This is a genomic window from Proteus sp. PR00208 (assembly GCF_016238545.1).
In the GTDB taxonomy this organism is placed as follows: domain Bacteria; phylum Pseudomonadota; class Gammaproteobacteria; order Enterobacterales; family Enterobacteriaceae; genus Proteus.
In genome coordinates this window covers 56,006-69,993 of the sequence record NZ_JAEHQE010000001.1, presented here as the reverse complement: position 1 = coordinate 69,993, position 13,988 = coordinate 56,006, and the positions used below count along the sequence as shown (strand labels likewise).

General features: G+C 37.6%; 14 protein-coding genes and 1 pseudogene. 8 read left to right on the top strand and 7 right to left on the bottom strand.

What is annotated here, in order from left to right:
• Both JEP36_RS00305 and JEP36_RS00300 read right to left on the bottom strand, forming a co-directional pair.
• A pseudogene (locus JEP36_RS00305) lies at nt 1-255 on the bottom strand (macrolide transporter subunit MacA); the annotation flags it as partial.
• Nucleotides 256-375: 120 nt separating this feature from the next.
• Nucleotides 376-2,052, bottom strand: coding sequence for an ATP-dependent nuclease (locus JEP36_RS00300; protein WP_198629733.1), 1,677 nt, complete (start codon nt 2,050-2,052; stop codon nt 376-378).
• A gap of 343 nt (nt 2,053-2,395) precedes the next feature.
• On the opposite strand from JEP36_RS00300, the gene JEP36_RS00295 reads away from it, so the two are divergent.
• The 6 genes from JEP36_RS00295 to artM all read left to right on the top strand — a co-directional run bounded on the left by JEP36_RS00295 (nt 2,396) and on the right by artM (nt 7,802).
• Nucleotides 2,396-3,298, top strand: coding sequence for a lysine exporter LysO family protein (locus tag JEP36_RS00295; RefSeq protein ID WP_196533032.1), 903 nt, complete (start codon nt 2,396-2,398; stop codon nt 3,296-3,298).
• Between the two features lie 52 nt (nt 3,299-3,350).
• The gene (locus tag JEP36_RS00290; protein WP_198620487.1) at nt 3,351-4,808 is read left to right on the top strand and encodes a DUF2867 domain-containing protein; all 1,458 of its coding nucleotides are present in this window, start codon (nt 3,351-3,353) and stop codon (nt 4,806-4,808) included.
• Between the two features lie 112 nt (nt 4,809-4,920).
• Nucleotides 4,921-5,649, top strand: coding sequence for an arginine ABC transporter ATP-binding protein ArtP (gene artP / locus JEP36_RS00285; RefSeq protein WP_109373499.1), 729 nt, complete (start codon nt 4,921-4,923; stop codon nt 5,647-5,649).
• Nucleotides 5,650-5,663: 14 nt separating this feature from the next.
• Entirely contained in the window at nt 5,664-6,398 is a 735-nt protein-coding gene (gene artJ, locus JEP36_RS00280) for an arginine ABC transporter substrate-binding protein (protein ID WP_023581291.1), read from the top strand.
• 31 nt (nt 6,399-6,429) lie between these two features.
• Nucleotides 6,430-7,134 (top strand): arginine ABC transporter permease ArtQ, encoded by a 705-nt coding sequence (artQ, locus tag JEP36_RS00275; protein WP_198626155.1) that lies wholly within the window; start codon nt 6,430-6,432, stop codon nt 7,132-7,134.
• Nucleotides 7,134-7,802: an arginine ABC transporter permease ArtM gene (gene artM / locus JEP36_RS00270; protein WP_196533029.1), complete on the top strand. Its 669-nt coding sequence runs from the start codon at nt 7,134-7,136 to the stop codon at nt 7,800-7,802. Before artQ ends, artM begins: the two co-directional genes overlap by 1 nt.
• Nucleotides 7,803-7,921: 119 nt before the next feature.
• Here artM and JEP36_RS00265 read toward each other — a convergent pair whose 3' ends face one another.
• From JEP36_RS00265 to JEP36_RS00250, 4 genes are all read right to left on the bottom strand, one after another.
• Nucleotides 7,922-9,121, bottom strand: coding sequence for a multidrug effflux MFS transporter (locus JEP36_RS00265; RefSeq protein ID WP_198626154.1), 1,200 nt, complete (start codon nt 9,119-9,121; stop codon nt 7,922-7,924).
• Between the two features lie 105 nt (nt 9,122-9,226).
• Entirely contained in the window at nt 9,227-10,360 is a 1,134-nt protein-coding gene (gene rlmC, locus JEP36_RS00260; protein ID WP_198629732.1) for a 23S rRNA (uracil(747)-C(5))-methyltransferase RlmC, read from the bottom strand.
• A 30-nt stretch (nt 10,361-10,390) separates the two neighbouring features.
• Nucleotides 10,391-10,906 carry a YbjN domain-containing protein gene (locus JEP36_RS00255; RefSeq protein ID WP_109373494.1) on the bottom strand — a complete coding sequence of 172 codons (516 nt, stop codon included), beginning with the start codon at nt 10,904-10,906 and terminating at the stop codon, nt 10,391-10,393.
• A 166-nt stretch (nt 10,907-11,072) separates the two neighbouring features.
• Entirely contained in the window at nt 11,073-11,375 is a 303-nt protein-coding gene (locus JEP36_RS00250) for a YbjC family protein (protein WP_196533025.1), read from the bottom strand.
• Between the two features lie 171 nt (nt 11,376-11,546).
• Between JEP36_RS00250 and JEP36_RS00245 the strand changes: the two genes are divergently transcribed.
• Nucleotides 11,547-11,810, top strand: coding sequence for a GrxA family glutaredoxin (locus tag JEP36_RS00245; protein WP_036912158.1), 264 nt, complete (start codon nt 11,547-11,549; stop codon nt 11,808-11,810).
• A 253-nt stretch (nt 11,811-12,063) separates the two neighbouring features.
• On the opposite strand, the gene JEP36_RS00240 is transcribed toward JEP36_RS00245, so the two are convergent.
• Entirely contained in the window at nt 12,064-12,489 is a 426-nt protein-coding gene (locus JEP36_RS00240; RefSeq protein ID WP_198620483.1) for a secondary thiamine-phosphate synthase enzyme YjbQ, read from the bottom strand.
• Nucleotides 12,490-12,727: 238 nt separating this feature from the next.
• Between JEP36_RS00240 and ybjG the strand changes: the two genes are divergently transcribed.
• On the top strand, nt 12,728-13,339 hold the full coding sequence (gene ybjG, locus JEP36_RS00235; RefSeq protein WP_198620482.1) for an undecaprenyl-diphosphate phosphatase: 612 nt from the start codon (nt 12,728-12,730) through the stop codon (nt 13,337-13,339).
• The last annotated feature ends 649 nt before the right edge of the window (nt 13,340-13,988 follow it).

Below are 13,988 nucleotides of genomic sequence, written 5' to 3'. Positions count from 1 at the left end.
TTTTTTAACAACATCCCCTTCTTTTACATATAAAGTTTGTAGCTGACCACTAACCTGCGCACCGACATCAACTTTACGCACAGCATCAAGCTTACCTGTTGCGGTCACTTCTTTTGCCAGATCACCGCGTGTAATTGTTTGAGTTTGATAGGTGGGTGTATTTTCTCTCGGCCAGAAAAAATACATCGCAATTGCCACAATAATCAAAATAAGGGTGATCACTTTCCCTTGCTTTTTTAAAGATAAAAAAGCCATAAAATATCCTTCTAATACAATAAGACTAAATAAAAGCCGTGAGATTGAGTTGCAACTTAATGCCACAACTCAATATTAAGATCAGTAATTACGCAATAATTCACTTATTGGCGAACTTAATTAATTCGCTTTGCCTCGGGCAAGCCATGCAACACGAGAAAACATACTTTTCAGTATTGAAGGGATGGAGTCTACTCCACGTTGAGCCGCATTGTTAGCCACCATTAGTGCGAGATCAGGCTTGGATGAACGTTGAATTGCTTTAATGATCACGCGTCGAGTTGGCCATTTTTCATTATCTGGCACACCTGCGACATCATGATATACATTGCGAAAGCCTTCTTTGTATAAAAAGTGTTCCATATCTAACGCAGGAAGCTTCGTTAATCTATCACGCTCTGCATCATTGCTTTTTAACGCAAAATCCTTAACGGTAGCAGCATATTTCTTACCCGCTTCATCACCATCCACTAAGGTATGCCATTCTATCCCCATATAAGTTGCGTACTTTAATAATGGCTTAAGCCCACATTGAGCAAACTCAATGACTTTTATTCCTTCCGCTTCAAAGAAATAATTACATTGCCTTGCCAATTCGTTCATTAACCAAATCTCTGTTTCACCTTCTACCAATAACCAACAACGCGCAAATAACGCAGAAGGTCGGTTATAACGAATATGAAATGAGATACGCCGCTCTTCATCAGAATGTAGTTGCTGACCTCCAACACGGTAAGCAGCAACTTTATCGGTATCACGCACTAAACGGCAAACGCTCTGCAACGGTGCTAGTGAAAGCAGTTCACCTGAGTTTGTGGTTGTGATCCGTTGTAATGAGAAAAGATTGAGTAACCCCCAAGCCACCGAAAGCATAATAGGATGTAAACGCGTTTCTGGGTTTTCAACAATCACGATAGGTCTTGCATACGGATCCAGCGCAACACTACCACGAGACTGTAAAATAGAAGAAAACATCCCCAAGATAATTAATCGAATACTTCTCTGATTGGGTTTTGCCAACACTTTATTGATATTTTCTAACGCATGCCAGCCGCGTATATGAGGCTCGTTGACTTTGCTATGGCGAGAGTGAGATTTGAACAGCAACGAACCGTGATCTGCAAAATAGTGCCCTAACAGTTGTTGCATTGCATCAAGGCCTTCACGTAAATCCTCATCTGATAACTCGTCAGGATTTTTGACTAACGCTTTGGTTAACTCGCTCATTTTGTTATTAAACGCTTCTCGATGAGGGCTGTTGTGAGAATCGATAACGTCAGAGGCAAGATCACGTACAAAACGCGCATCTTGTAAGCGGAGGACAGGATAAAGCCTAACAATCTCTGCAATGATTTCTTGAGTTTGTCCATTAGGTAAGCGAATTTGCTTTCCTTCTTTATCAAGAAAATAGCGGAATGTTTTTACATTTTTCTGCTCATCGAGTTCAGCACTGATACGGTAATAGATATGTTTAAGATCGTCACCATTTTCAACCCATACAGGCGCTATTTTATGGAAACGATAAGAACGATGACGTCCTGGGCGAGATTCGGTAAACGTTAAAATAATTTGTAGGCTTTTTTTGCCATTTTCTTCAGGTTCATTCGGCAAACGATGGAAATCTTCAGGTGTAAATGCATATTGATAGGTTTCAATACCTAAACTGAGTGTTAATGCATCAAGTAATGAGCTTTTACCCCACGCATTTTCACCCACTAAGACTGTATTCATATCAAGAGGTAATGAGAGACGATTAAGTCCACGGAATCCAACTATTTCCACTCTTTCTAAATACATAAATTCCCTCGCAAGTTATGACTAAGCTCTGGTTTTATTTTATGCTTTCTATCTTAATTTTATGCTTAATCAGCTAATAATTTCACTTAATGGATGTTTTCATTAATATCACAGTTAAAGCGCGCCGTAATAAAATTTACTCAACTATTCGATATATACCCAAATCGTTCGCATTTCAAACAATTAAAGCCTCTTACACCTAAACGTGGTAGGCTCATTACCCTTAATAAATATTTTAGACTTATCTTAATTTCTGTATCCACAACATCATAAGTAAATGTTATAATCCAATTCACGTTATTAGTTTATTTTATAATTTGAGCACACTCAGTAAGGAATAGAAATGCTGTCAGGGTTATTGATTATCCTACTTCCACTTTTTGTAGGATATTTGATTAAGTTAAACAATCGCCCATTGCTTCATCTAGCAAACCGCCTACTTAGCGCGATGGTTTACGTTATCCTATTTCTAATGGGCGTTAGTTTAGCCATGCTAGATAATATTGGTGAAAACTTAGTCTCCATTCTTGCTTATGCCAGTGTTTTCTTTTTATGTACCTTTGGCGCAAACTTAGTGTTCTTATGGTTACTCGATAAAAAAGATCCTTGGCATGTGCCTGCTCATAAGCAATCCAAGCCTCCATCACGCATCAAAATGGTGCTCGAATCACTGCAACTATGCGGTGTTGTCGTTGTGGGTTTTTTTGTGGGATTAACTGGCTGGTCAATTTTTCATTACGCCTCTCATGCCAGCCAAGGCGCGCTTATCTTCTTACTTTGGTTAGTAGGGTTACAATTGCGTAATAGCGGAATGAGCCCAAAACAAATTTTAATTAACCGTCGAGGTACAACAGTCGCGGTAGTAATGGGCGTTAGCGCCCTTGCAGGTGGAGCTTTAGCCGCTTATTTACTGGGATTACCTTTGAAAATGGGATTAGCAATAGCATCAGGTTATGGCTGGTATTCTTTATCAGGCATTGTCTTAACAGATGCATTTGGTCCCGTTATCGGGAGTACCGCTTTCTTTAATGACTTAATGCGAGAATTAGCGGCAATCATGCTTATTCCTATTATTGTTAATCGTTATAGAAATACAGCATTAGGGATTTGTGGTTCAACATCAATGGACTTCACCTTACCTGTTTTACAACGCAGTGGTGGTGTTGCCATCGTTCCCGCAGCTATTGTGCATGGATTCGTGTTAAGTTTAATCACACCAATCTTGATGGCGTTCTTTACTTCATAGAAAAATCAGTAACAATAGAACGATAACGTTCTCTTTTTACAATGGATTAACAATGAATCAACAACGTGTATTAGTACTTGGTGCCAGTGGACATATTGGTCAAAATCTTATTCCAGCTCTGATAAAACAAGGTCATCAAGTCACGGCAGGTGCCCGTAGAATTGACTGGATGATGTCTCAAGGTTGGGAAAATACACGCTGTATTTTTGTCGATCTCCACAATCCTGAAACACTTAAAAAGGTGATGCAAGATACCGATATTGTCTATTATCTTGTTCATAGTATGGGAGATGCGCATAATCTAGTTGAACTAGAGCGTCAAGCTGCCATAAATGTTGTTGAAGCACTTGAAGGCTCAAACGTTCAACAAATTATCTTTCTAAGTGCCTTACAACATGAAGATCAGCAATATTCACCTCATCTTATTGCACGAAAACTTACAGGTGAAGTTTTAAGAACCAGCACTATTCCTGTAACAGAAATCCGTACCTCAATGATTGTAGGACCGGGTTCTGCTGCCTTTGAAATTATGCGTGATATGGTTTATAACCTTCCTATTCTTACGCCACCTCGCTGGGTTCGTTCAAAATCCTCCCCTATTGCCTTAAAAAACTTAATTCACTATTTAACGGAAATTATTCATCACCCTACACATCAGCACCGAATTTTTGATGCTGGTGGCCCTGAATACATCAGCTATCAAACCCTTTTTGAGCGCTTCATTAAAATTTCAGGTAAAAAGCGGATGCTAATCCCCATTCCGATGCCAGCTAGTTTAATTTCGGCAGGATTTATCAGTATGATAACGTCTGTGCCCACCTCTATTGCCAAAGAACTGATCCAAGGGCTTAAATATGATCTCCCTGCCAACGATGCGCCATTACGTAAACTTATTCCTCAATCTCTAATTAAATTTGATGATGCGGTAAAAGAAACACTCGCTGATGAAGAAGCAGCTTTAGATAACCAAGATTGGGGTTACTCTTCGGCAGTCCGTAGTCGCTGGAAACCCGGTTATGGTTATTACCCTAAAAATGCAGGCTGCACAGTATCCACACCTGCAAGCGCGGCATCCCTTTGGCATACAGTGCAACAAATTGGCGGAGAACAAGGCTATTTCTATGGTAATGCGCTATGGAAAACACGCGCCATTATGGATGATATCGCTGGAAATAAAGTCACTTATGGGCGCCCATCAAGAGAAACATTAGAGCTTGGCGATATGATTGACGGCTGGCGAGTGATCAAACTTGAGCCTGAAAAACAGCTCACACTGTTATTTGGAATGAAAGCACCCGGTTTAGGCAGACTCTCTTTTACGATCCACGACAGTGGTAATCTTCGTTCAATAGATGTTCGTGCTTGGTGGCATCCCGCAGGATTTAGTGGATTACTTTATTGGTTTGCCATGATGCCAGCACACTTATTTATTTTCAAAGGTATGGCTAAAACAATAAGTACTAACGCTTACAAACTGGATAAAAATTCACCTAACAGTGAAAAAAAATAGCCGAATTACCCATTTTTACGTAAAAAAACCACTTTATTATGCAGTTTTAGTTGCATAATTATTCTTACCGTTTTATTATTTGAACCAGTTAATGACTATTCAGAAAAAACGCATGAGTATTCAATTAAAAAACATAAATTGTTTCTACGGTTCGCACCAAGCACTCTATGATATTAATCTAGAATGCTCTGCTGGTGAAACAATGGTTCTATTAGGACCAAGTGGTGCAGGTAAGAGCTCACTAATGAGAGTTCTTAATTTATTAGAAATGCCACGTTCAGGCGAATTAGAAATTGCGGGTCTACATTTTGACTTTAGCCAACAACCCAACGCAAAGGCAATTCGTTCATTACGCCAAAATGTGGGCATGGTATTTCAACAATACAATTTATGGCCACATTTAACGGTTCTTGATAATTTAATTGAGGCACCTTGTCGTGTATTAGGTTTATCAAAACCACAGGCCAAAGAAAAAGCAATGAAATTACTTGAACGTTTACGTTTAAGTGAATACGCAGAACGCTTCCCACTGCATTTATCAGGGGGACAGCAACAGCGTGTTGCTATTGCTAGAGCATTAATGATGGAGCCTCAAGTTCTCTTATTTGATGAGCCAACGGCAGCATTAGATCCTGAAATTACCGCTCAAGTTGTTGATATAATTAAAGAGCTTTCTGAAACGGGTATTACACAAGTGATTGTGACCCACGAAGTTGAAATCGCACGCAAAGCCGCGAGCAAAGTTGTATATATGGAAAACGGCCGTATTATAGAGCAAGGTGATAACTATCGTTTCACTGCTCCACAAACGGAAGCTTTTGCTAATTACTTGTCACACTAAATCAGGATCAGACAATGAAAAAAATATTATTTGCAGCACTTCTGACCAGTATTACACTTTCTGCAACTGCGGCTGAGAAAGAGACAATTCGTTTTGCAACGGAAGCAACGTATCCTCCATTTGAAATGATTGATGCGAATAATCAAATTGTGGGATTTGACGTTGATTTAGCGAATGCAATGTGTGCAAAAATTAATGCTGATTGTACCTTTACCAATCAGTCATTTGATAGTTTAATTCCTAGTCTGAAATTCCGTCGTTTTGAAGCATTAATGGCAGGCATTGATATTACGCCAGAGCGTCAAAAACAAGTTGATTTCACTGATTCTTACTATGATAACTCAGCAGTATTTATCACAGTAACAGGTAAAATCTCTGATGTTGCAAGCCTAAAAGGCAAGCAAATTGGTGTGCAGAATGGGACAACCCATCAGAAATTCATCAATGAACAACACAAAGAGATGAAAACGGTTCCTTATGACAGTTACCAAAATGCAGTATTAGATCTGAAAAATGGTCGTATCGAAGCTATCTTTGGTGACACAGCTGTTGTTAATGAATGGCTGAAAAAGAATCCTGAATTAGGTATTGTAGGTGACAAAGTTGCAGATCCTAACTATTTTGGTACTGGTCTTGCAATCGCAGTAAGAAAAGGCAATGCTGATTTACAAGATAAATTAAATAAAGCATTAGCTGAAGTAAAAGCTGATGGCACCTATGATGTCATTTATAAAAAATGGTTTGAATAACGATATTTCAATAACAACAATAGCTTAATAGATGAATGAAATAACAACTCTAGCAGGTGCGGCCGTCACAACGGTCTCACTTGCTATTTCTGCTCTTATTATCGGATTAGTTCTTGCCATGCTGTTTACAGCTTGGGAATCCGCGAGATGGAAAGCCTTTGCTTTCTTAGGAACATGCTGGGTAACACTAATTAGAGGACTACCAGAAATGCTGGTGGTTCTTTTTGTCTATTATGGTACCTTGCAAGGTGTCATGATGCTAATGGATGGTATTGAATTAGGTTCATTCACCTTGCAAATTGATTTTGGTGATACTGAATCTTTACCTTTCTATTGCGGTGTTATCGCCCTTTCACTTCTTTATGCTTCTTATGCTTCACAAACTTTACGTGGCGCATTAAAAGCTGTACCAACAGGACAATGGGAAGCGGGTCAAGCATTAGGCATGGGGCGTATTACTATTTTCTTACGTTTTATTATGCCTCAAATGTGGCGTCATGCTTTACCAGGTTTAGGTAATCAGTGGTTAGTTCTATTAAAAGACACCGCGTTAGTCTCATTAATCAGCGTCAATGATTTAATGCTACAAACACAAAGTATCGCCAATAGAACTCAAGAGCCTTTTACTTGGTATAGCATTGTTGCTCTGATTTATTTAGCAATTACATTAATCAGTCAATATATCCTGAAATGGCTAGAAATGAGAACGACTCGATTTGAACGGAGTGCCTCATAATGTGGGATTATATTGTTGATATTTTACCGGGATTACCAACAAGCCTTTCATTAACTTTTGTGGCTTTATTGGTAGCATTTACTTTATCGGTATTAATGACCTTTATCTTGGCATTAAAAACTCCCATCATTACCCCGATTGTAAAAGCTTATATTACCTTATTTACTGGTACGCCATTATTGGTGCAGTTCTTCTTAATCTATTATGGTCCTGGGCAATTTCCTGCGTTGAAAAACTTCCCGTTGATTTGGGAGTTATTATCAACACCATGGTTTTGTGCAATGGTCACATTAGCATTAAATAGTGCGGCTTATTCAACCTTACTTTTCTATGGTGCTGTAAGAGCTATTCCGTCAGGACAATGGCAATCTTGCCAAGCGCTAGGAATGTCACCAGTACAAACAGCAAGAGTGATATTACCTTACGCATTTAAGCGTGCGCTTTCATCGTATTCAAACGAAGTAGTCTTAATATTCAAAAGTACCTCACTTGCCAGTACTATCACCTTACTTGAGTTAACAGGTTATAGCCGACAAGTCTTTGGTCAAAGTTATGATGTGATGGTTTTTGTTGCCGCAGGTATTATTTATCTGTGTATCAACGGAATACTGACACTTTTAATGAGATTAATTGAGAAAAAAGCCTTAGAGTTTGAACATCGTAATTAAAAACGCGTAAGCCGAACTGTCGATATAAAAACACCCCAGCAGGTTATGAACTGCACCCCAAAAGTTGGACACCAACTTTGGGGTGTTTTTTATGTCAGAATAAACAACAAATACTTGTTCTATTCTTGTGTAGCCTGTTTTTCCATTAACGCTTCTTTGTGGCTTACTCGATAAGCATTCAACGCTAATAAACTACCGAGTAACATCACAATAGCTAACGCTAATTTAGGTTGTACTGATGAAGCCAATGCCGTTAAACCAAAGACGGCACCACCTGCCATTTGAATAAAACCCACTAATGCAGAGGCAATGCCTGCCGTTTTTGAATAAGGCTCAAGCGCATAACTTGTCGCGGGTCCCATAATAAAAGCAAGACCAGCACATGCACTTGCTACAGGAAGCATATAGATCAACCAATGATTTTGCATTTCGGCAGGAATAAACAACAAGCCACCTAATAAGCTCACACAGCCTAATCCCATTAATCCGCTCCCTAAGATCAAACAAATAGGTCTGCCGACACGATGAATAACGCGGTTCGCATAAAAACTGACAAACATGATCCAAAAACCATTTACACCAAAAACAATAGAAAAAATCAGTGCTGATAATTTTGCATCTTTCATCAATACAATTGGGGCAAATGACACATAGGTTAATGCCATCCCCATTGTGCCCGCATTCACTAAAGCAAAAGTCAAAAAGCGTTTACTGCATAAAATCTCAAGGTATGTTTTACCTAATTTTTGTTTTGATTGAGCAGTATTTTCAGGCTTTGTTTCTGGTAAAAAACGCGCAATTAGAATTAAAACAAGTATGGAGTAGAAAATTAAAAATCCGAAAGGAGCACGCCATCCCCAATATTCTGCCAATAATCCACCTAATAATGGTGCCAATGCAGGGATAATATTTAACGTACCATTTAAAAAACCAAAAACGCGGGCAGCTTCATTACCATTAAAACAGTCACGAACACAGGTAAAAGCGACAACAGAAGTACAGCACACAGCTGAAGCTTGTAATAATCGTGAGATAATAAAAAGCGTTGAGTCTGTCGAAATCGTTGCAATAACAGAACCCACAATATAGATAAGTATCCCCGCGATAGCGATTGGTTTACGGCCAAACTTATCCACTAAAGGCCCTGATATAAGTTGCCCTACACCTAGGACAAAAATAAATAAAGCGATAGTTGATTGAATAAGAGAGACACTACTTCCTAAATCTTGAGCAATCGCAGGTATCGTCGGTAAATAGAGATCGATCCCCAAAGGCCCCAATAACACCATCACTAATAACAACGCTTTTAAGTTCTGCATAAAATAGAATGCCTATCTAATAAAAAAGAAAACGCCCGATGTTATCCATCGAGCGTTAAATGCTTATTTATACTAACACTCAATCACTATTTTGTAATAAATATCTTAGTTGTCTTGTAATACCAATAACGTAAGCACTTCATAGTGAGAAGTATGAGGAAACATATCAAATAATTGCACTCTATCTATCTGATAGTGAGAAAGTTGCTGAATATCTTTTGCCATGGTTTGAGCATTACAACTTGAGTAAAGAATAAAGCGAGGTTTCATTTTATTTAGATAACCGCATAACGCCTCACCAATACCTCTCCTAGGTGGATTCACAAGCACTAATTCAGGAACAGACTCTTTTGCTAATGCATAGCCCGTTGAATCTAACGCTTGGAATTCAACATGTTCTAGCCCTAATTCCTGAGCTGATAAACGCGCACATTCAATAGCTTCTGGACTAATTTCAATACCTGTTAATTGGGTTGATTTATCCGCACAATGCAACCCAAACCCCCCAGATCCACAAAACATATCCCACAGATGCGTGATATTTAATTCTCTTACCCAACACCCAGCAGTAGCATAAAGTGATGAGGCAACTTCTGGATTAGTTTGAAAAAAGCCTCTTGGACGAATATGCAATGGAATTTGGTTAAATGATTCATCCAAGAACGTTTTTTCAGTCAGAATAATTTCTTGCTCGCCTTCCAAAATAGCCATATGGATAGGTTGAATATTCACGGAGATAACGGCTAATTGAGGCAATTGCGCTTGTAACCAAGGAAGTGCTTTGCGAAGTTGTTCTAGTTTTTTTTCTGAGCGCAAAACAAAGCGCAACATCATGGTGCTATTACTTCGACTCTCAGTTAATAAAATAAACTTGAGTTCACCGCGGCGACGTTCGATGTCGTAAGGAACTAACCCTGCTTTTGCAATAAATGTTTTTAGAACAGGAAACACGGAGGTAAAAGAAACTGGGTACAGTGGACATTCGCATAAATCGACAGCAACACCGTCTTTAGTTTTTAAACCTAAGACGGGTCTTTCGACACTCCCGCTGACGACCATTTTTGCTTTATTACGAAATTGCGCCTGTTGGCTTTCAACTGGCGCTAATTTATCAAAAGCATAATCTTCTGGAAGTAATGCTAATAGGCTGTGCTGTTTTTTCTTGATTTGTTCAGGATAAGCAAGAGAAAGCCACTCACAAGAATGACATTCACCCGCACTAAATCGTGCGCATTGCATAAGATTTTGTAACCGTTATGGAGATTAATATTAATGTACAGTATAGGAGGAGTCAGTTGATGCGCTGTTTATCTCAACATCTTCTTCCTCATCTTCTTCGTTTTCACTTTCTTGCTTTTCGCCATACAAGAAACCATTATTAAAAATTTCGCTGACGACTTCAGCAGATTGCTCTTCTGCTTTTTGTAAGAATAGGTCAAATTGATTAAGTGAGATACCCGCAGCAACCGGGAATGATTGGCAGAAAACTAATTTTGGTAAGTTCTCATCACTAATTTCTAGAAATGTTTTAATAAATAAAGAGCTTGCATTAATTTGGCTTAGATTTGCCATTAAAGGCACTATTGCTGACGGTTTTAGCTCAGCGATAGCGGTAAATACAAGTACATCCTCAAGAATATCAATTTTGGCATCAAAAATGCCACTGATATATTGAAGATGCGGTAAATGTAACGCCTGACAAGAGTCACATTCATAATAAGCAATCTGTAGTTCATCAAGCCAAGACTTTAGCTGATCCAGATCGGTAGTCACAACAGCGTTCATTCAAATAACCTTTACGCGCAAAAAAAAGAGTGCCTTTTGGCATTGGCGCTATTTTGCCACTTTTTCTATCTTGAAGGCACTAATAAATAGAAAAACTAAGAAAATTAAGCCAATTTACACATTGGATTTTCTTAGTTTCTAATATATTTTGAGGAAAAACAGATAGCTATTCTTCGTTATTCTCTTTTTTCTTTTTATTATTTAGGGATTTATGGTCAATCCCTAAAAAAGTTAATCGATAAATAGCACGCCATACAATATGGATAGCTGGCGGGATCATGCAGATAACCCCTAAAACAACCAACGTTAACTGTCCTGTATATGTTCCTAGCCACTGCGGAGAGGTCATATATTGGTTGATATAAAGATAAGCAACCACCAATAGAATAATCCCAATTATTTCAATGATGATAATGGGTTTTGGCATATCTGACAGTGATTTCATATCTCGATTTGAAGGCTTTTCCATCATTTCTCCACTAAATGCTGTGTTGCAGTCCTATCTCATTATTCGGCAAATTGGTATAATTTATCACACTAAAAGGCAATAACTGTTTTTGTTTAGCCTAATAAAAGGGCATAGTAACAACCAATAGAAACTATTATGCCTGAATTTTATTTCCTCAATAAGGAGTGTCGTATGTTTGTTGTCATTTTTGGTCGCCCAGGTTGCCCATATTGTGTTCGTGCGAAACAACTGGCTGAAACTTTGTCTGAAAAACGTGACGATTTTGATTTCCGCTATGTAGATATTCAAGCTGAAGGAATTACAAAAGCTGATTTATCTAAAACTGTCGGTAAACCTGTTGAAACTGTGCCACAAATTTTTATTGATGAGAAACACATTGGTGGTTGCACAGATTTTGAAGCTTATGCTAAAGAAAATTTAGGCATCTACAACTAATTTAAAAGCGCTAAAACAGTTTATTTATCAATATGTTTTAGCGCTTTCTCTTTTTGTATCATCCATCTTTTCTCTATCATCTCACTCTTTCCAAAAAAAAATTCTATTTTTTTTCATTAGTCAGCGAACTTTCTTTCTAACCTGTAGTCTGAATTAGTGCCACTGCTTTTCTTTGATGTCCCCAAATATTGAGGAGCCCGATAGTTTCAACCCTTTTGGTGAAATAGCTGTCGGGTTTTTTATTGCTTGAAATTTAGTAACACTCACCTTGCAATGTCACAATAATACGACGATTACCACCGTGATTACGATGTTCACCGAGATAAATCCCCTGCCAAGTCCCTAAATTCAGCTCACCTTGACTAATAGGAACCATGACACTTTGTCCAAGTAAGCTACTTTTAATATGCGCGGGCATATCATCACTGCCTTCATAAGTGTGAAGATAGTAATCTTCATTCTCTTTTACGTTGTGATTAAAGAAGTTTTCAAAGTCACTTCGTACTGTTGGATCCGCATTTTCATTAATCGTTAATGAGGCCGATGTATGTTGAATAAAAAAATGAGCAATTCCGATTTTATATTGTCTTAGTTCTGGTAATTCTTGAATCAATGCTTGTGTAATTAAGTGAAATCCTCTAGACCTTGCACTAAGGACTATATTTTTCTGGAACCACATAAAGTTATACCTCGTTGAAGATAAGAAAAAGAACGATGTAGGAGCAATAACATAAGCGCAATACTCTTTTTAAGAGTGCTTTAGCTCAGTTTTGTATAAAACTGGCAAATCTTTTAAAAAAGCACAATTAAATAAGAAAAAAACACTTTACCCCTATTACTCCCTCATTTACCCTTAAAAACTTGCGTATTATGCATCATAAACATCGCTTATCAGTACGACATGTATGGAGCCTACTTTGCTGGAACAATTCAATTTAGCCGTATTTTCAATGATGAATGCAACACCTGCGGCATCTCCTTTAGAAATCGGTACGGCGATAATTATTGCTAAGTACCTTGTCTATCTTTTTCCGTTATCTTTAGTGTTCTATTGGTTATGGGGTAATGAAAAATATCTTAGCCAGCAAAGAACATTGGTATGTAAAGCGGCTATCTCTTTAGGTATCGCACTTTCTATCTCTTGGGTGATTGGTGCTATTGCTCCTCATGAACGCCCTTTTGCAGCTAACATTGGCTACAACTTTCTTGATCACGATGCAACACCATCATTCCCAAGTAACCATGGTACGTTTGTTTTCACCATTGCTTTAGCTTATCTCTTTTGGCATAACAGCAAACGTATTGGCTATATTATGCTCGGTTTAGGACTTGCGATTGCTTGGGCGCGTATCTATCTTGGCGTACATTGGCCAATCGATATGATTGGAGCTTTTATCGTTGCTCTACTTTCTTGTGGCCTTTGCCAGATCTTCTGGTCTAAAGGTGGAAATATACTCCAAAAATGGGTACAACAGCTCTATCAGCTCTGTTTTGCTTATCCTATTCGCAAAGGTTGGACAAAGGCATAACCTTTCTTATACCGAAAAAGACCACATTTATTGTGGTCTTTTTTATATTTAACTTAAGTGACACCGCCCTTCAATATATTAATATATAAATAAAAATATTCTCTACTATTATAGTATTTGTCCAAAAAAATAAATATGTTGTTATTTTAATCAAAATGAAACTTTTATATTCGTTATATAACAACCTACCAAACTCATTTATTAACAAATTCATTGTCGTATTTATAAACAATATTCTACTTATAAATGAAATATAGCTATATACATTTCATAAAATAAAAGAAATTCATTAATAAATAATCATATTGCATTGTTTCTATATTCTTTTGTCTAGTTTTAAACATTAATTAGAGAAAATAATTTATCATTATATTTCAATTGGATACGTGGTTAATGTAATGTTTTAATTGTAAACAAAAATAACCTAGTTGATTTTAATCATTTATTTTCTAGTTAATAAAAATACCTAAAAATAATCATTAACATATGAATATTTAAGTATTTAGCTTTATTTTGTATTTCCTTTAAAATTGGAAAGTTATTTCAAAATGTTTTAAAAACCGCCTCGAAAAACACAAAATATAAAAAATGTTACATTTTCAGGTTTTTCAGTTATATTTAGCATTTGAGATGGTGATCACGGTAGTTT

Excerpts from the sequence above, each read along its gene's own strand:
- JEP36_RS00300 (WP_198629733.1), bottom strand. The coding sequence starts at position 2,052 with ATGTATTTAGAAAGAGTGGAAATAGTTGGATTCCGTGGACTTAATCGT.
- JEP36_RS00295 (WP_196533032.1), top strand. The coding sequence starts at position 2,396 with ATGCTGTCAGGGTTATTGATTATCCTACTTCCACTTTTTGTAGGATAT.
- JEP36_RS00290 (WP_198620487.1), top strand. The coding sequence starts at position 3,351 with ATGAATCAACAACGTGTATTAGTACTTGGTGCCAGTGGACATATTGGT.
- artP (WP_109373499.1), top strand. The coding sequence starts at position 4,921 with ATGAGTATTCAATTAAAAAACATAAATTGTTTCTACGGTTCGCACCAA.
- artJ (WP_023581291.1), top strand. The coding sequence starts at position 5,664 with ATGAAAAAAATATTATTTGCAGCACTTCTGACCAGTATTACACTTTCT.
- artQ (WP_198626155.1), top strand. The coding sequence starts at position 6,430 with ATGAATGAAATAACAACTCTAGCAGGTGCGGCCGTCACAACGGTCTCA.
- artM (WP_196533029.1), top strand. The coding sequence starts at position 7,134 with ATGTGGGATTATATTGTTGATATTTTACCGGGATTACCAACAAGCCTT.
- JEP36_RS00265 (WP_198626154.1), bottom strand. The coding sequence starts at position 9,121 with ATGCAGAACTTAAAAGCGTTGTTATTAGTGATGGTGTTATTGGGGCCT.
- rlmC (WP_198629732.1), bottom strand. The coding sequence starts at position 10,360 with ATGCAATGCGCACGATTTAGTGCGGGTGAATGTCATTCTTGTGAGTGG.
- JEP36_RS00255 (WP_109373494.1), bottom strand. The coding sequence starts at position 10,906 with ATGAACGCTGTTGTGACTACCGATCTGGATCAGCTAAAGTCTTGGCTT.
- JEP36_RS00250 (WP_196533025.1), bottom strand. The coding sequence starts at position 11,375 with ATGGAAAAGCCTTCAAATCGAGATATGAAATCACTGTCAGATATGCCA.
- JEP36_RS00245 (WP_036912158.1), top strand. The coding sequence starts at position 11,547 with ATGTTTGTTGTCATTTTTGGTCGCCCAGGTTGCCCATATTGTGTTCGT.
- JEP36_RS00240 (WP_198620483.1), bottom strand. The coding sequence starts at position 12,489 with ATGTGGTTCCAGAAAAATATAGTCCTTAGTGCAAGGTCTAGAGGATTT.